The organism is Chryseobacterium sp. KMC2, from assembly GCF_016756935.1.
GTDB classification, from domain to species: Bacteria; Bacteroidota; Bacteroidia; order Flavobacteriales; family Weeksellaceae; genus Chryseobacterium; species Chryseobacterium rhizosphaerae.
On record NZ_JAESIT010000003.1, the window covers coordinates 31,225 to 49,715 of the forward strand.

The window sequence follows — 18,491 nt, forward strand, 5'->3', positions numbered from 1 at the left end:
CTATAAGGGTTAGCTTTAAGGTATTACCTTTATTTCTACCACGTCCATACCTGATAAACTAAGTTTTTCGTTTGGAGATATTGTTTTGCCTGTTGTAAGGTCAATAAGTTTCGATGGCTGAAGTTGTTTCCATAAAAATGCAGTGGTCTGCTCCTTCTCATCAGGATTATACAGCCTGATCACGAAACTCTGATCTTCCTGTGGAGTAATGCTTGTTACTACCACTTTATCATTATTCATAAGAAAAAGGCTTCCTGTAAGGGGTGATTTTTCTTTCATGGGAATAGCGATGAGAGGTTGAGTAAAAGCAGCTGCGTATTTTTCATTTTCTACAGCATTAAAAGCAGAATGCGGACGGAGAGCATAGCGGTAATGTACCGGACCTTCCTGATCTGCCTTATAATTGGTGTGCCAGTAGTTATTCATGGCGTAGCTGAACCAGTTGGTTGTATAAGGAGTTCCCTGATCCTTCCATTTTTTGTGGCTGTTGTCAATAACCATTCTTTCGTCAATCATTTCTGCCGCTTCAATCAATGGCGTTTCCAGCATCATCCACTGCATACCCTTTTGTCCGAAAGAAGCATCAACCCAACGTCGGCTGTACCAGTAATCCATATTGGATCCCGGAAGCTGGTCCGTAAGATATTTCATGGTACCGTATCCTGCATCTACAGTAATGTTTTTAAAATCAGTATTGAAAGGGAATCCAAAATGTACAGACTCTTTTGAACGGACAGACTTTTTATCGAGAATGTTTTCCAGGGAAATTTCATCACTGTCTGCCCATAGAGTGATTATTCTTTCCAGCTTTTTTGCTCCCGGAGCTTCTGATACCAATGAAACTCTAGCCATTGCCGGTCCCTTTTCCAATACTTTTACCTGTATGTCAGAATTGGATACAGCTTCTTTCGGATCGGATCCCGGAACATACCAGTAGCTGTTCAACCCTTGATTGTTAAAACTTCCTGCATAATTAGTTGTACTGTTATCTGTAAAATGGGTGATACTTCCCGTTTTAGAATCCCATGTTACGGTAACCTTTCCATTCGATATACTGTTAGTGGTTATAGTGAAAGGGTCAGCAGCAGGGACTTTAGTTTTAGTAATGGTATAGACTGCAGAACCAAGTGGTGGAATATTTTTCGCGATAAATGCCATAGTTCCATCCTGCAGCTTTTGTAAAGGGGTCTTATTCCCGGAAGCATCCTGAACGGCATTTCCAAGGTTGGCTTCCGGAACGGAGACTGTGCCACTACGTACCCACGAAGAGGTATTAAAAACAACAATCGTCTTAGAAGCCGGATCAGTAATGGGTTGTAGCAGCTCCTTTTCCAGCTTGTCTGCAAGAGAACTTCCATCGAGAGAGAATTGTTTCTTTACCTGCCATTGGTCTTTTACAAAAGGAAGATCCGGTGCGGTAATACTGTTGAATGCTCCCCAGGTGTGTTCATGAAACAAAATAACATTTCTCCATGCCTCATAAAAATGCTGACCGTTATATTGGCGAGGATTCAGCATAGCGTAGAGGGTAGTGAGCTGTTGCAGCTTTAAGCTGCTGTTTCTGTTAATCCCTTCTTCTTTGGCGGTAGACATTGCTCCGTCCTCCCAATGAGGGCTGATATCTCCTTTTACTACAGGAATCTGGTCTCCGTATTTTTTCTCAAAAATTTCAAACATTTTTTCATTGGTGCTGAGTACTATTTTTGGAGATTCATATTTTTTATTCCATTCGTCCACAAATTTTGAGATAGAAGGATCTATAGGTCCATTATCAGCAACAATATTATATCGCCATTGTACCATATCATAAGGATAATTGGCATGGGTAAGATCTTCCAGATATTCTGCAATTTTTTTCTGACCATTTTCAAATACAGCTCCGGGATGAACTCCATGCCACGAAGAATATCCTCTTCCTGCGGTCCAGAATAATATTTTTTGTTTTCCGGATGGAGATTGCCACCATACAGGTTGATCACCCCATTTTTTGACAAAGTTTCCTACACGGTCTCCAAGATAAGGATTTGTTTTTCCCAGATAATTAGGCCCACTTGAGAAATATTTTACACCGGATGAAGCCAGGGCCGGAACTAAAGACCATGCAAATCCGGGAACATCAGACATCATGGCACTGTTGATCGTAAAGCCAAATTCCTTTTCCAGTTTCTGCGCGTATTCAGTGTAATGAAATAATTCCTCCGGCTGGCTAAGTCCTGTCAGAATATTACCATACATGGCAGAAAGACCAATGCCTCCCTCTTTGACGGCTTTTGCAAAAGCCTTTTTATCTTCGGGAGTTGCTTTTCGCATAAAGTTTTCCACATCCCAAAGGGCTTCTACATTCCATTTAAAACGGGCTTCCTCAGGTAGATTTTTGGTTTCCTCAATCATTTTGAGTGCATCATAGATATTCTGGGTATGAATCTTTTCTACTTCTGCCTGGAGATGTGAATATCCGACATCGGTATGAGAATGATGAACGAAGTATAAGGTACGGGGAACTACAGCTCCTGCCTGAATGGTTTTACGGAGAAGCTCTTTTTTTCCTGAGGTAACCACCAGTTCTATATTACCTCCTTTTGAGGAAAGAGAAACAGGAATGTCAAAGGTTTTAATACCATCCGGCATCGTAAAAGAGAAAGTGTCTTTGTTATCTATTTTAGCGGTTATTTTTTGTTCCGGACCAAAGTGAAGGGTCGTAAGGGTGAGAAGACGTTTGCCGTCTTTTAAAAGAAATGGGGTAGACTGGGCATCTATTTTTTCCTGAAATGTAAATTTATAAGTCATCAGCCAATCCCGGCTATTCTGTGCTTGTCCCACTATTTTTAAACGGAGAGGTTTTCCTGGGGTAACCTTACTCACAGGAACCCGCAGATAAGCGATACCATAGGAATCTTTCAGTCCGTCCATTTTGGTTTGATGAAATACAAAGGCTGTACTGTCTGCCGCTTTAGCAATCCAGTCCGGACGCTGATTGGCGGGATAGGTCGTAAGGGTTAGTGCTTTTTGATCATTGATGTATAAATCAAAATTACGGGGTCCTCCACTGGTTCCGGACGAATGGGAAACCAACCAGTTAAAATATACATATGAGCCGGTATTTTTTTGTGGTACAGGAGCTGTTTCCCATTCGATGGTCTTAGCTCCATCTGTGGTACGCGTAAGTAAGGCACGGGTAGCATGATCGGGAAAAGCCGAGAAATAGTCGATATTCTCACCACTTATTTCACGGGAATATCCGTTGGTTGCCTGTATATTCCCAAAATAAGGAACATTCTTCTGAGCATAGATACCATTGCCTGTCATCAAAAAGGAGATCAGCAAAATAAAATACTTGTTATACATGGGCTTCATTTTTAATAATTATATGTTGGAATGTTTGAACATATTAGACGATAAAAAAACACCATCAATTATCCGGAGACTTGTTAATATCTATGGTATAGGTAAACTTATCCGAACGGTAATAACCGACATTGTATTCTACGGGTTTTCCGTTGATATCATAGACAAAACGCTCGCGCTTCAGCACCGGAAAACTGGCTGATACTTTTAACTTCTTTCCTATGACACTCCCTGCCTGGCAGGCACTGATGTTTTCCCGGGAACGGTGTACTGTTACCCCATATTTTTCCTGTAGCATCCCATATAAGGGAATGTTGAAATCATCATTTTTATCAACACCGATTCTTGGATGAAAATAGCTCTCAAAATAAACAATCGGATCTCCTGAATTTTCACCCTTTAATTTAGAAAGTTTAAATATTTTTTTATCCGAAGGGCAGTTAAAAAAATTGCAGATTTCTTCAGTAGGCTGTTCTGCACCCGTCTTTAAGGATTGATTGACTACAAGAATTCCTTTTTCCTGCATTTCTCTGGTAAAGCTGTACCAGTGGTCCAATCCGGTGACAAGACTCTTCTTTTCGGCAACACGGGTTCCAATGCCTTTTTTACGGATGATCAGTCCTTCATGCTCCAGTTTGTTTGTAGCCTGACGAATGGTATTTCGGGAAACACCCCAAAGGTTAGCCAGGTCAACTTCTTTAGGTAATAGAGCTCCTTTTTTATACTCTTCCATTTTAATAAGTTTACGAAAAAGTTCCTCTACCTGTACATGGAGTGGGAGTTTGCTGTTGTGATCAATCGTAAAATCTTTAGAAGGTATGTTCATACATATAATAAAGTGTAAATATAATAATTTTTTGATTTCAAGATCATTTTTTTATTAAATCTGTTGATCATAGATCCTTGAAGTGAAGAAATAATAATAAATATCCTGGTTTTATGGCGACCTGTCGATGATGATCACCCTGGTATTTATGGACCATACGACAAAAAAATCCCACAGATCTCACGAATTTTACAGCGCATAAGCCTGTGTGATCTGAGAAATCTGTGGAAATGTTTTAGCGTTGAAAGGTTTTTTCAACCCGTATCAATGACTAGAAAGTAACATCAAGCCCAACATAGAAATTAGCTTTCATAATAGGAGCGTACACCATTCCGCCATCAAAATAACTTCCAAAAGGATTTTTAAAATCAACAATTGCATTTTTCTGATAGTATGAAGTAAGGTTCTCTCCCCCTACATAAGCTCTGATCTTTTTATTGAAATTTCTTGAGATTTGCGCATTAAGTATGGCATACGATTCTGAATACACCGGTAACTGAAATTCTGCAGGGTTGCTTGATGTATCCGGAAGTCTTTGTTTTCCTACCCAGTTTAAAGTAGTATCAAAGCTCCAGAATCCGCCTTTATCATTTTTATTGGTGGCATAGGCTAAATTCACAAATCCTCTGTGCTTGGCCATAAAAGGAATTTCTCTTCTTCCACCGATATAATCTGCCTGTACATCATAATACTTGTACGCTAATCTTACATCAAAGTTTTTGAAAGGAGTAAAATCCCACTGCGTTTGAAAAGAGTTGGCAAAAGACTTGCCCTCAAGGTTATAGAATGTAAGTTGCTGAGGTGATTTATCCAAATCTACCAACACCTGGTCCTGGAAATCCGTTCTGAAGAAATCTGCAATAATAGTTGATTTTCTTCCGAAAATTTTAAATTCCTGTTGCAGACTTACTCCATAATTCCATGCTATTTCAGGCTTTAAACCATAGATGTTCCCACCGTTTGACAGAATATTAATCGCTCTGTTGGACGCAAAATACTGTTGGTTTTCCGCAAAAACATTAGCCGTTCTGAATCCTCTTCCTGCAGAAAGTCTTAAGATCGTCTGGGGAGTGAAATCATATTTAAAATTAAGTCGGGGGGTAAACTGAGTTCCTGCTAAGTTGTGAAAATCAGCTCTTGCTCCTGCTACTAAAGTATATTTTAAACCTGTTAAAGTATATTCTGCAAAAATTCCCGGAACAATTTCGTTTCTCTTAAGGTTGTCTGTCAGGTAATTTTCTTCATAGCCATCATATAAAAAGCTTGCTCCGGCTTTATACTTGTGGTTGGTATTTCCAATAATGCTTTCAAAAATTAAGTTGGAATAATAAGTGTGCTGTTGCCCGTTATAATTTCTCAGCCCGAAAAAGCTATCCTGTTGGTGATACACATACTGGTTCATCCATCCGATACTCTGGTAAGGTTTTCCTTTAAAAACATATCCTGTTTTGTTCCAAACCTGAAACCTTGAAATATCAATACCTACTCCATAAGCATACTGTTTATCCTGAGCCAGTTTTTTATCAAAATCTACTTGTCCGGCAGTTCTCTCATCCCGGATGAAATTGATTCCAAAGTGAGATCCGAATCCGGATTTTTCCAGATCATTATAATTAAGAAGGTAAGCAGCATTGATTTGTGTTCCTTTTGGTCTGTCCAGGAAACCGTCACCATTCATATCCGTATTTCCAAAGGTTCCGTTTCCATGAAGTAAAAATGTCTGTGACCATTTCTCATTAATGGGAGAAACACTTGTAATATTGGCTTCAGCTCTTCCGTTGAAGTCAGAAAAAAGATTCAGAGAGGTTTCGGGTGTTTTTGCATTTTTCAGAAGCTCAGTATTGATCTGGCCGGTAATACTTTCGTACCCGTTAGTTACGGTACTTCCTCCCTTGGTTAACTGAATACTTTCAATCCATCTTCCGGGAATAAAATTCAGCCCATAAGCTGAGGCTAATCCTCTGATTTCAGGAAGCTGCTCTTTCGTTAAGCTGGTATATTTCTGGTCCAGACCCAACATTTTTAACTGTTTGGTACCTGTAACGGCATTACTGAAAGATACATCTACTGTAGCATTGGTTTCAAAGCTTTCAGACAGATTACAGCAGGCAGCTTTTAAAAGTTCTTTTTTATCAATATTAAAAACAAGTCCGGCTTCTTTTTTACTTAAAGATGTCGCCGCTTTATACCCTGTTACCACTACACCGTCAATATTCTTTTCATGCTGGCTGTGATCTTCGGTATTGGCTTGCGGCTGATGCTCTTTGTGATCCTCATGCTTTGTTCCTTCTTCATAATGAACATTGGGATTGGCTTCTCCAAACGGAATATCTCTGTCATACAGGCAACATCCCGGAAGGTTCTTATAAACGGTGTCGGAGGTTTTATACTTTTCATTATCATGACCTGCATCAGCAATTGCTTTTAAAATCTTATCTGATGAGGTTTTTGAAGAATCGAAATCCAGGATTACGGTTTGTTTTTCTGCATTCCATTCCGCCGAACCGGCTCCCGCATCTTTAGCTGCTTTTTCAATTCTTGCTTTACATGAGGCACAGTTTCCTTTTACATAAAACTCGTTTTCTTTTTTATGGGCATGATGATCCTGAGATTCTGTAGCAGCCGGCTGAAGGGTTCTATCATAATGGCAGCATCCCGGAAGACCTTCATAGGTATCATTGGAAGCTTTGTATTTTTCATTATCATGACCTGCATCAGCCACTTTCTTTAAAATTTCATCTGCGGAAACATGCTCTGTTTCTAATGTTAAAGTTTGCAGATCGATTGAGTATACTGCGGTTTTTGCCCCTGCCTTTTTAGCAGCTCCTTCAATTCTGGTTTTGCACATTTCACAGTTCCCTTTTACTTTGAACTGATTTTTTGAAAGACCCTGAGCAGCAATAAATTGTGTAAACAGGAATAAGGTACCAAGTAGTAACCTGGAAATATATAATTTCATTTTATTTAAAAGTTTAGATTAATTAAAAAACCGTCCATTACATCATATAATGAACAGACTCTGTTTAATTAACCTATTTTAGGCGGCTGCCAGATCTCTTTTAAACGGTCTGAAAGATAAGGATCTGAGTATTGAAACTGAGGGTTCTTATTCGATTTGTAATAAGACAGTTCCAGGCGTAAATTTTTTGAAAATGGAGTTTCTATAAAAGTAAAGCAGGCAACACATGATGAACAACAGTCATCATTACAAGATTTTGTAGTATCGTCTTTGCTGTCTTTTTTAGAAGAATGATGTTTACAGCAATCCTTTTTAGATTCTGCCTTACAGCAAGTATCTTGCATGGATTGGGCATAGAAGCTGTCTTTAGGAACCAAAAAAATTCCTAAACAAAATACTATTAAAAATAGGTGAAGCAGCTTCATTCCTGCAAAAATACAAAATTTATGGCAAAGGATCACCAACTTTCACAGCACAGTTATGCCAGGGTTCACCATGAGCAGGATTGGCTTTTGGTTTTTCTCCCATAGCCAGGTTCTTCGATGCAGGAGCTGGAGCGGGGGTAGGAATAGTCTGTACATTAGCCGTTGGCTGAGGAGCAGGTGCCGGCTTACTGTTTAAAGGCTGTCCCACAGGAATATCACATCGGTGTCCCGGTTCTCCATGAGGAGGATTCATTCCCGGAGCTGTTTTTACCTGTTTGCCGTTATTATCAATAGTAATTTTTCCCGGAGAAACAGCATTAGGGTCAATTTGAATGGCATTATTTCCGTTGACGGTTATATTTTGAGAAACCGGAGTAGGGCTACTGTTTAAAGGTTGTCCCACAGGAATATCGCAACGGTGTCCCGGCTGCCCGTGTGCTGGGTTCATTCCCGGAGCTGCTGCAATAGGAGAAGGAGTAGGGTTAGATTGAATGCCTGCCTGATTCATCAGGGAAGCTTTTGAGGTATTCAATGCTACTTCAGGCTGAGAACCTGCTTCTTTTATATACGTTGCTCTTTCATCCTTTTTACAGGAAACAATAAGTAATGATACGGCGATCAAACCTACAAATGTATTCTTCATATCCATGGGTATGAAACAAAATTAGCAAAACATTTTGAATTGTTTTGCTAATTTTATATTTATAGTTTGATTTTAGAATTAATTTTTCACTAAAAGTCTAAAACCTTCTCCGTGAACATTGATAATTTCCAATCCTTCATCATCTTTTAACAACTTACGAAGTTTCGCAATATATACGTCCATACTTCTAGCTGTAAAGTAATTTTCTTTCTTCCAGATTTTTCTTAAAGCAAGATCTCTTGGCATGAAATCATTTCTATGAATACAAAGAAGTTTTAACAGCTCATTCTCTTTTGGAGAAAGCTTGTATTCTTTATCACCTACTTTTAGCTGTCTCAGCATAGAATCAAAGAAAATATTGCTGATTTTGAACTGCTCCTGTTCTTCATTTTCAAGAGTAGAGCTTCTCTGAAGAATAGCTTTGATCTTGTATAAAAGAAGTTCAGTATCAAAAGGTTTGGTGATATAATCATCAGCTCCTAATTGGTATCCTTTCAAAATATCCTCTCTCATATTTCTTGCTGTAAGGAAAATGATGGGAGTGTTTTTATCAATCTTTTTCACATCTTCAGCTAATGAAAACCCGTCTTTTTTAGGCATCATTACGTCAAATATGCAGATGTCGAATTCGTTTTCTGTAAACTCTTTAAGTCCTTGCTCTCCGTCAGTGGCAAGAGTAACTTCAAAATTATTGATTGTTAAATAATCTTTAAGCACCGCTCCAAAACTCTGATCGTCCTCTACTAATAATATTCTGTTGCTCATAATTTCAATAATTAAAAATTAATACTAAGAATGAACTTTCTCACTCTATCTTCTATATTTTGTTATTTGATTTTTTACTTTATTTAATGTTAGCTCATAGGCAGCTTTATGGTGAATGTGCTTCCATTTCCTTTATTGGAGTCTACAATCACCTGTCCTTTGTGGAGCTCTACAATTTTCTTAACATACGAGAGACCTAACCCCTGTCCCTTTACGTTGTGTATATTTCCTGTTTCTTCCCTAAAGAATTTTTCGAAAATTTTTGTTTTGTTTTGGGTGTCCATCCCCATTCCTTTATCTGAAACTTCAATAACATACCAATTTCCTTCATTTTTCGTTTCTACATGAATTTCCGGAGCTTCAGGAGAGTATTTGTTGGCATTGTCTAATAGATTAACCAGCATATTCGAGATGTGGAATTCATCTATTTTAAAAGTATAATGCGTCGCCGTAAACTTCTGGGTAAGCGATCCGTTTCTCTGTCCTACAATGAGATTGAAAGATTCTGTAGTCCTTTTGATGAGCTCTCTTACGTTGGTTTCCTTCAGGAAGAGTTTTACTTCATTTCTTTCAAGCTTAGACATATTAAGGACATTTTCTACCTGTTTTTTCATCCTCAGGTTCTCCTGTTTGATGAGTTCCGAGTAATATTTTACCTTATCGGGATTCGTGGCAATTTTATCATTGGCCAAAGAGTCTGTTGCTACAGAAATTGTTGCTAAAGGTGTTTTAAACTCATGAGACATATTATTGATGAAATCTGTCTTTACTTCAGCCAGCTTTTTCTGCCTCATCATATAGTTGATGGAGATAATGTAGATCCCAAGGATCGTCAGTAACGAAAGAAAAGTTCCCAGCAGCATAGGCCAGTTGTTCATCGCCAGGGAATATTCTTTTTTAGGAAAAACCAGGGCTAAGCTGTATAACGTATTTTTTTTGTCTGTAAAAAGTGGATAGTTATACGTATTGCTGTCTTTTTTCTCTTTATATGTTTTATTGGCAATACTGGTGAGCTTATTGTTTTTGTCAATAACTCCGTACCCAAATTTTGCCGTAATACCTCTTATTTTCAATTCTTTTGAAATAACGGAATCCAGAATGACAGGATCCACTCTCTTCGCGATCGGTAAATTGCTTCCGTATACTTTTACAAACTCTTTAATGGCATAATCTCCATTTTCAATATCTGTATTAAGATCAGCAGTAAGGAGCTCCCGGTTGGTGGTATCTCTTTTGATCTTATAGGCTGCTTCGTCAGTATATAAGGTAGTCAGTTTTACAGTGTCTCCTTTTTTAGAAATCGGAAGCTGGGTATTTGAAATAATATTTTTAGAGTAGATGATCTGTCTCTGAGTACCAGAATCCTCTACCTGTTGAATAGTTGTCAAAGAAGGCTGGCTACTATTGGCAAGAATTGTTTTTCTGTTTTCTTTATTCAGATATTTATCAGCTTCAATCTCTTCAATATTCTTGGATACGTTTTCCAGAGCTGAATAAACTTTGTTTGAAAAGTCCTGTTCAAGAGTGCCGTAATAACGTTTCAGCCAATAAAATTGGAGCGTAACGAAGACAATCAGTGAGATCGTCATAAACACCGAAATTATTGGGATGAATTTATTATTCATTATTTTATTTTATATGTTTTGGAAAAATGAATGTTAAAATTAATTGTTTTAAGACAAGGTAAACAAAAAACGAGCCAAAAAATTGTATTTTTTTTCTTAAAAGGGTGTTTTTTAACAATTATTTATGAATTATATAATCCTTGTCATATGAAAAGTACGGTAAATAAATAAAGAAGTAACTTTATTAAAAATAATTACTTATGGAATCTAATATCATTTTCAACAAAGATTTTGATGCATATGCAGTGTATGTAATGAAAATTTATAATGCAGATGTTTCAACGGTATGGAACTATTTTACTCAATCCGAATTATTGGATCAGTGGTGGGCTCCTAAGCCCTGGAAATGTGAAACGAAAAAGCAGGATTTTAAAGAAGATGGAATTTGGCTATATGCCATGGTGGGTCCTGAAGGGGAGAGGCATTATGCTCAAGTAAAATACGGGGAGATTATGGAACATAGAAGTTTTGATGGAGTTGATGCATTCTGTGATGAAAATGGCAAGATTAATGAAAATTTTGGACAGTCAAAATGGCTTATTGGTTTTACGGGAGTAGAAGAGGGGACAAAAGTGACTGTTAATATTCATTTTATGTCAGCGGAAGCATTAGAGCAGCAATTGGAAATGGGTTTTGAAGAAGGATTTAAAATGGGGCTTAGCCAGCTTGAGGAGATTTTAAAATAAATAGTAAGACTAGCTGAGCCTTTTAGAATATACTTAGACCTAGCGAAAAATCAGAATGTTTTTTGTTGATTAGGCTAATACCTGAAAAAAAATAAAAGCTTGGAAAATATCCAAGCTTTTATTTTTATAGCAATTCTTCATCCTGAAAATACTGAATAATCGCTTTTTTCATAAGCAGAGATTGCTCATTAGGTCTTAATTCAGGCAGGCCCTCCACTTTGTCAAAATGTGGCCATCCATCTTCATAATGCGTAAATTTATAATAGCCAAAAGGTTCTAATAATCTGCATACGGCAATATGAAGGATATTCAGTTTATCGTCTTTGGTATATTTTTGTTGACCGCTTCCCAATTCCTGAAGTCCTATCAAAAACAATATCGTTTCAATCGGCGGATTTTTTTCAGTCTGGAAATTGTCTTCAAAAAATTGTTCTATTTTTTTCCAATATTCGGATTCGTTCATAATTTTATAAATAATAAATTATAAGTGTTAAATGATAAAGTTACCTTTTTAGCATTTTTCTATATGAAGAAGTCACTTTTAGTATTTCTTCAGTTTTGTTTTTTATATCTGTTAATAGCTCTTTTTGAACATATTCCAATTCCTCCAACATCTCAAACCAAAACAATGTTTCATCAGTTTCTTCAATAACAATAGATATCTTAGAAAATCTTTCTGCTTTTGACCTTGCTCTGCACATAGCCCGATAGTTGGCTGCCATAGAGGTTGAGGATCGGAATATTTGTTTTCTTATTACTCCAAAAGCTTCGTTATAAGGGTGTTGATAATTCCTTAATGATAGTGATGGCTAACTGTTTTGTTTTGAAGGCAAAAATTTTGTTATAATCCAGACTATCCATCATTTATCATTTATAAATTATCATTGATTTTTAAAAGGAATGCATATTCCAATGCGTCTTCCTTCAGTGATTCAAATCTTCCACTCGCTCCTCCATGTCCTGAGCTCATATCAGTTTTGAAAACTAAAATATTATCATCTGTTTTTAATTCTCTCAGCTTTGCTGTCCATTTTGCAGGCTCCCAATACTGCACCTGTGAATCATGAAATCCTGTAGTAATAAGCATGTGCGGATAATCTTTTGCTTCCACATTGTCGTAAGGAGAATATTCTTTCATATAATGATAATATTCTTTGTCATTCGGATTACCCCATTCGTCATACTCTCCGGTTGTTAAAGGAATCGTATCATCAAGCATAGTGGTCACTACATCCACAAACGGAACCTGTGCTACAATTCCATGGAATAACTGAGGTTCGTAATTAACAACAGCTCCCACTAAAAGACCTCCGGCACTTCCACCCATAGCGTACATATGTCTGGATGAAGTGTAATTTTCTTTGATTAGATATTTTCCGGCATCAATAAAGTCAAAAAATGTATTTTTCTTAAAAAGCATTTTTCCGTCTTCGTACCATTCTCTTCCCAGGTATTCACCACCACGGATATGGGCAATAGCATAAATAAATCCTCTATCCAGAATTGATAATCTTACATTGGAGAAGCTGGCATCTACAGTATGTCCGTAACTTCCATATCCATACAGAAGAAGTGGTGTGTCTGCCGATTTTTTGGTGTCCTTATGGTATACCAAAGAAATTGGGATTTTTGTTTCTCCATCCCTTGAATCAGCCCATATTCTTTCGGAAATATAATTTTCAGGAAAGAAATTTCCACCCAGAACTTCTTGTTGTTTAAGAAGTTTGGTTGTTTTTTCTTTCATATTATATTCATAGGTAGAACTTGGCTGCGTCAGTGAAGTATAGCCATAGCGCAAAATCTCTGTGTCAAATTCGAGATTTACCCCAATATAGGTAGTATAAGTAGGATCTGAGAAAGGTAAATAATATGATTCCTGTGTTTTTTCATCAATGATTTTGATTTGCAGCAATCCACTTTCTCTCTCTTCAAGAACCAGATAGTCTTTAAAAATTTCGAAACCTTCCAATAAAACTTCAGCGCGGTGCGGAATCACATCAGTCCAGTTTTCCATGCCACACTTGCTGATCTTTGTTTTTACAATTTTGAAATTGATGGCATCATCAGCATTGGTAATGATGTAGAATTCATCTTCATAATGTTCTACAGAATATTCAAGATCATCTATTCTTGGCTGAATGATCGTCCATTCTGCAAATACATTATCAGAAGGAATGAAACGGTGTTCATCAGAAATAGTGCTTGAGCTTGCGATGAAAATATACTGTAATGATTTTGTTTTGAAAACATTGACGTCAAAAGTGTCATCTTCTTCATGGAAAATCAAAATATCTTCCGATGAATCAGTTCCCAGCTCATGTCTGTATACCTGAAATGCACGAAGACTCTGATCTTTTCTGATATAAAAAACATGCTTGTTGTCATTGGCCCAAACAGCCTTTCCTGTGGTATTAGGAATGCTGTCCGGAAGTATTTCTCCAGTTTCTAAGTTTTTAAATTGCAGAGTGTAAATTCTCCTCCCTACATTATCCGCGGAAAAAGAAGCCAGCGTATTGCCTGGGCTTACCGCTACACTTCCCACTTCAAAGAAGTCTTGGCCTTCGGCTAGCGTGTTGACGTCCAGTACAATTTCTTCCTGATTGTCCAGGCTCTTATGTTTTCTGCAGAAAATAGGATATTCTTTACCCTCTTCATAGCGTACAATATACCAGTATTCATTAAAGAAATAAGGAAGAGACTCGTCATCTTTTTTATAACGGGCCTTCATTTCTTCAAAAAGCGCCTCCTGAAGTTCTTCAGTGTCTTTCATGATGAATTCTTCGTAAGCATTTTCCTCTTCAATATACTGGATCACTTCAGGGTTTTCCCTTTCATTGAGCCAAAAGTAATTGTCGGTTCTTTTATCGCCGTGAGTTTCTAATATTTTTTCTATTTTTTTTGCTTTTGGAGCTTTCATCCGAATATTTTGATTTTTTACTGAAGAAAATATGCCCTGATCCCTTTCAATTTGAAAGGAGCTTTATACGGACATTTTATTCAATGTTAATTTTTATTCAAATATAAGAAAGGCTATCAGATTTTTGATAGCCTTTACCGTTAATATCGTTGAAGTGATTATTTTTTTATGGTTTTTATGGTTTTTGAAGTCCCATCCTCCATATTTAAAGTGATTAAATACATTCCTTGTTTTAGGTCACCTAAATACACCGAAGATGATGGCTTTTTAATTACCTTGGTTAATCTTCCTGAAATATCTGCTATATGAATAGATTTTATGTTAGATGCATCAGAAATGTTGAGCAGGTCAGTAAATGGATTTGGGAATATTTTTATTTTTTCATTTTGATCAGAAACTTCATGGGTTGCTAATAATGTGTCATCATAGGCGGAAATCTGGAATTCACCATTGTCTGTATAGTCACTATATTTCCAAACACTGATATATAAAGTAGCTCCAGGAGTTTGCCCGGTTAACGAAAGAAGTGAAAAATAGCCGTCACCGTCATCCTCGTTACAGCCAATTTCCGTTAAAGAGCCACAGCTTCCACTGTAAGCTGTAAGTACAGTGTCGTCAAAATTGGAACCGGAAACTTCCTTTGTTTCTATCTTAAGATTTCCGCTTTGCGGCACAACAACTTTAAACCAAACGTTTTCTACAGCATCTGCATTACATGAAGGCAAAGATCCGTCAGTAGTTGCTTCTGTGTTATCGGAAGTAATTGCCCCGGAAGGGAAATCTGATCCAACAGTTAGAGAGACTGCTCCTGTGCAGCCGTCATTGGCTGGTGGAATAGGTTCATAAGCTGAAATCTGAAAGTCACCACTATCTATAGTGTCGCTGTATTTCCAAACACTGATGTATAAAGTAGCTCCGGGAGTTTGCCCGGTTAATGAAAGAAGTGAAAAATAGTCATCGCCACCATCATCGTTACAGCCAATTTCTGTTAAAGAGCCACAACTTCCACTATAAGCTGTAATTACAGTGTCATCAAAAGTGGAACCGGAAGCTTCCTTTGTTTCTATCTTAAGATTTCCGCTTTGCGGTACGACAACTTTAAACCAAACGTTTTCTACAGCATCTGAATTACATGAAGGCACAGAGCCGTCAGTAGTTGCTCCGGTGTTATTGGAAGTAATTGCTCCCGATACGAAATCTGTTCCCATAGTTAGGGAGATTGCTCCTGTACAATCGTCATTTTGTGCATTTACAAATACAATTGCGAATAAAAATAAAGAGAATAAAACTTTTTTCATATTAAATTTTTTATAAATATAAATATAAAAAATCTCAATTTGGTGAAAAAAGAAAAATGTATTAAATATTTGATTTTCAGTAGTATATTTTTTTATTTTATTTGCTTTTAAATAAAAAAACCATCTTTTCGAGCTCGAAAAGATGGTTTTTTTTAAATTTTTATTAAAGGCTATTTATGCAGAGCCTTAACATATTTTTCCAGAGCCATTGTCATGGATGGGGTTTCTTTTGTAGGTGCCATTAAATCTACCTTTAAGCCAGCTTCCTCCGCTGCTGCCAAAGTAGTGTTTCCAAAAACACCGATTTTTGTTTCCTCTTGTTTGAAATCAGGGAAATTTTGCTGTAAAGACTTAATTCCTTGTGGACTGAAGAAGATCAGCATATCATAATCCTTAATGGTGATATCTGTCAGGTCGCTGCATACAGTACGGTACATGATAGCTCTTGTCCATTCTACATTAGAAGAATCTAGAGTTTTTACAATATCCGGACTTAAAACATCTGAAGATGGTAGCAGATACTTTTCAGTAGGGAATTTTTTGAAAAGAGGAAGTAGGTCTGAGAAATTTTTCTCTCCAAAGCTGATTTTTCTCTTTCTATACACAATGTGCTTTTGAAGATAGTTGGCAATGGCTTCGGACTGACAGATGTATCTCATCGTATCCGGAACAGCAAAGCGCAGATCCTCTGCAAGTCTGAAGTAATGATCAATTGCATTTTTACTGGTGAAAATAATCCCAGTATATTGCGTTAGATCGATCTTCTGAGTTCTGAGCTCTTTATTGTCAACTCCTTCGACGTGGATGAAAGGGCGGAAATCAATCTTTATTTTTTCCTTCTTCGCTATATCCAAATATGGAGACGATTCACTAGGCGCTGGTTGAGAAACCAATATAGACTTTATTCTCATCATTGACATTTATTAAAAAAATAACAACTTCCAAAGCAGTAATAATGGTGCGATTTGGAGGGTGCAAATATACAAAAATTTATAATACCATTTCTCAGGAAGAATCTTGTTCTTGTGAAATAAATAGAAAAAGACTTTGAAAATGAACACAAAAGAAAAGAATGAGAAATAGTAAAGAAATATTTTATTTCTGTCAATAGGGAAGTAATAATGGGTTACACAAAGAATTATTAATAAAAATGACAGAATGAAATAAAATTTAGTGGAGGTGAAATAAAAAATTGTCCATTTTTTTCCATCTCCTATACTTTGATAAAATAAAAAGCCCAAAGCTGATTTTATCAGATAAAAAAATAAGACGGCCAGTAATGTATATCCAAATTTATTGAGCTGATATCCTAAAAGCTGTAAATCCGCAATATATTTAGGAACAACCGGAATGTACTGGGAAATCAAAACGGAAAGTGTAAGGGTTGTTACACATGATGTAATGATCCAGCTTGGCAGGTTATTGCTTGCATCAAAATATTTTTGAAGCAGAAAATCTTTAAGGCTTGCATCACGTTCTATGATGTTCATCATGAATACATATAAAAATATGCATCCTACAAGAATGAAAATTACCCAATCATTATTCTCGGGTATCCTTACTTGATTTATAAAGTTTTGTGATGATAGCAAAATTTATTTTTTTTTAATTTTTATGTAACCCTAAATAACACAATTTGGCACAGATTTTCGTTATCGCATCATCTGCAGCTAAAATAAATCCCTCCATCGTATTATATATCATGCAGATTTAGTGAATGTCAAATTCAGTTAAACCTGTGGGAAGTATTTTTTGCAAAATTATAGATTATTTTGTATAAAATAAAAAGGTTAAATAAACTATCTTTGCAAACTGAAATGAAAAAACTAGTCATTATCCCCACTTATAACGAAAAGGAAAATATTGAAAATATTATTTCCGCGGTTTTTGCATTGGAAGATGACTTTCATGTTTTAGTGGTGGATGACTCTTCTCCGGATGGTACGGCTGAAGTGGTAAAAGAGCTTCAGAAAAGATTCTCACATCATTTGCATTTGTCTGTAAGGCATATAAAGGATGGTTTGGGGAAGGCATATATCCATGGATTTAAATGGGCTATCGAAAACAAATATGATTACATTTTTGAAATGGATGCCGATTTTTCTCACAATCCCAATGACCTGCCTAAACTTTATGAAGCCTGCCTTCAGGCAGATATGGCTATCGGATCCCGGTATTCCAAAGGGGTAAATGTGGTCAATTGGCCAATGGGGAGAGTATTGCTTTCTTATTTTGCCTCGAAATATGTGAGATTTATCCTGGGGCTTTCAATTCATGATACTACAGCCGGTTTCGTTTGCTTTTCCCGAAAAGTACTGGAAGAGATAGGTTTAGAGAATGTGAAACTGAAAGGATATGGGTTTCAGATAGAAATGAAATTCAGGGCTTATAAAAAAGGCTTTAAAATTGTAGAAGTTCCTATTATATTTACCAATAGAATTTTAGGAGAGAGCAAAATGAATGGCGGTATCATTCATGAAGCTGTTTTTGGTGTTTTAAATTTAAAGTGGAAATCAATTATCAACAGATTATGAAACAGAGCATGACCAATTTTTCTCACCCAGAGGAACATTTGTATGCGAAGTTCCATCAGACCATTAAAAATTATAAAAATAAGCTGATGAAAAAGCTGATCTTTATTTTCGTTTTGTTATGCATGTTTTCGTGCAGCGATTATATCGATAAACCTAAAAATCTGGTCGATAAGGACTTGATGGCTGAAGTTTTGGCGGATCTTACGATTAATGATCAGGCCACTTTTATGTATCAGGACAGTAATTTAGAAGCCGGTACAAGATTCATTCTTAAATCTCATAAGGTGAAACCCAATGATTTTGTTGAAAGTTTTAAATATTATGTGATCAAGGATGAAATGCAGGATATTGCCAATAAAGCCCAGGAGATTTTATTGAAAAAAGATCCGAAAGCCGATAAATACATAAAAGATAAGCAGAAAAATAGTGGAATTCCACCCATCATGAAATAGTGATTGTATAGGAATA

At 36.7% G+C, this 18,491-nt stretch carries 16 protein-coding genes; 3 read left to right on the plus strand and 13 right to left on the minus strand.

Features of this window, described 5'->3' with window-relative positions; genetic code table 11:
* Positions 1–15: 15 nt before the first annotated feature.
* From JML65_RS04270 to JML65_RS04300, 7 genes are all read right to left on the minus strand, one after another.
* Positions 16–3,345: a glycoside hydrolase family 38 C-terminal domain-containing protein gene (locus JML65_RS04270; protein ID WP_237390780.1), complete on the minus strand. Its 3,330-nt coding sequence runs from the start codon at positions 3,343–3,345 to the stop codon at positions 16–18.
* A 64-nt stretch (positions 3,346–3,409) separates the two neighbouring features.
* Positions 3,410–4,171 carry a GntR family transcriptional regulator gene (locus tag JML65_RS04275; protein ID WP_202270023.1) on the minus strand — a complete coding sequence of 254 codons (762 nt, stop codon included), beginning with the start codon at positions 4,169–4,171 and terminating at the stop codon, positions 3,410–3,412.
* A gap of 271 nt (positions 4,172–4,442) precedes the next feature.
* The gene (locus JML65_RS04280) at positions 4,443–7,130 is read right to left on the minus strand and encodes a TonB-dependent receptor domain-containing protein (RefSeq protein ID WP_202270024.1); all 2,688 of its coding nucleotides are present in this window, start codon (positions 7,128–7,130) and stop codon (positions 4,443–4,445) included.
* 68 nt (positions 7,131–7,198) lie between these two features.
* Positions 7,199–7,555, minus strand: coding sequence for a hypothetical protein (locus tag JML65_RS04285; RefSeq protein WP_047484779.1), 357 nt, complete (start codon positions 7,553–7,555; stop codon positions 7,199–7,201).
* A 19-nt stretch (positions 7,556–7,574) separates the two neighbouring features.
* Complete coding sequence (locus JML65_RS04290; protein WP_202270025.1) at positions 7,575–8,204, minus strand: hypothetical protein; 630 nt, start codon at positions 8,202–8,204, stop codon at positions 7,575–7,577.
* A 72-nt stretch (positions 8,205–8,276) separates the two neighbouring features.
* Positions 8,277–8,963, minus strand: a complete 687-nt coding sequence (locus tag JML65_RS04295) for a response regulator transcription factor (RefSeq protein ID WP_002982671.1) — start codon at positions 8,961–8,963, stop codon at positions 8,277–8,279.
* Positions 8,964–9,052: 89 nt separating this feature from the next.
* On the minus strand, positions 9,053–10,588 hold the full coding sequence (locus tag JML65_RS04300) for a sensor histidine kinase (RefSeq protein WP_047484781.1): 1,536 nt from the start codon (positions 10,586–10,588) through the stop codon (positions 9,053–9,055).
* Between the two features lie 200 nt (positions 10,589–10,788).
* Here JML65_RS04300 and JML65_RS04305 point away from each other — a divergent pair, with 200 nt between their 5' ends.
* Positions 10,789–11,274 (plus strand): SRPBCC domain-containing protein, encoded by a 486-nt coding sequence (locus JML65_RS04305; protein ID WP_047484782.1) that lies wholly within the window; start codon positions 10,789–10,791, stop codon positions 11,272–11,274.
* Between the two features lie 124 nt (positions 11,275–11,398).
* Here the strand turns inward: JML65_RS04305 and JML65_RS04310 are convergent, their stop codons facing one another.
* From JML65_RS04310 to JML65_RS04335, 6 genes are all read right to left on the minus strand, one after another.
* The gene (locus tag JML65_RS04310; protein ID WP_047484784.1) at positions 11,399–11,737 is read right to left on the minus strand and encodes a hypothetical protein; all 339 of its coding nucleotides are present in this window, start codon (positions 11,735–11,737) and stop codon (positions 11,399–11,401) included.
* 40 nt (positions 11,738–11,777) lie between these two features.
* Positions 11,778–11,996 carry a four helix bundle protein gene (locus JML65_RS23815; protein ID WP_237390782.1) on the minus strand — a complete coding sequence of 73 codons (219 nt, stop codon included), beginning with the start codon at positions 11,994–11,996 and terminating at the stop codon, positions 11,778–11,780.
* 149 nt (positions 11,997–12,145) lie between these two features.
* Entirely contained in the window at positions 12,146–14,191 is a 2,046-nt protein-coding gene (locus tag JML65_RS04320; RefSeq protein WP_047484787.1) for a S9 family peptidase, read from the minus strand.
* A 158-nt stretch (positions 14,192–14,349) separates the two neighbouring features.
* The gene (locus JML65_RS04325; RefSeq protein WP_202270026.1) at positions 14,350–15,489 is read right to left on the minus strand and encodes a T9SS type A sorting domain-containing protein; all 1,140 of its coding nucleotides are present in this window, start codon (positions 15,487–15,489) and stop codon (positions 14,350–14,352) included.
* A gap of 170 nt (positions 15,490–15,659) precedes the next feature.
* The gene (locus JML65_RS04330) at positions 15,660–16,400 is read right to left on the minus strand and encodes a uroporphyrinogen-III synthase (RefSeq protein WP_047485086.1); all 741 of its coding nucleotides are present in this window, start codon (positions 16,398–16,400) and stop codon (positions 15,660–15,662) included.
* Positions 16,401–16,412: 12 nt separating this feature from the next.
* Positions 16,413–17,081, minus strand: coding sequence for a DUF4271 domain-containing protein (locus JML65_RS04335; protein WP_052188459.1), 669 nt, complete (start codon positions 17,079–17,081; stop codon positions 16,413–16,415).
* Positions 17,082–17,306: 225 nt separating this feature from the next.
* Here JML65_RS04335 and JML65_RS04340 point away from each other — a divergent pair, with 225 nt between their 5' ends.
* Complete coding sequence (locus JML65_RS04340; RefSeq protein ID WP_047484788.1) at positions 17,307–18,023, plus strand: polyprenol monophosphomannose synthase; 717 nt, start codon at positions 17,307–17,309, stop codon at positions 18,021–18,023.
* Entirely contained in the window at positions 18,020–18,475 is a 456-nt protein-coding gene (locus JML65_RS04345; protein WP_228406188.1) for a DUF4296 domain-containing protein, read from the plus strand. The genes JML65_RS04340 and JML65_RS04345 overlap by 4 nt, the downstream gene beginning before the upstream one ends.
* Positions 18,476–18,491: the final 16 nt, after the last annotated feature.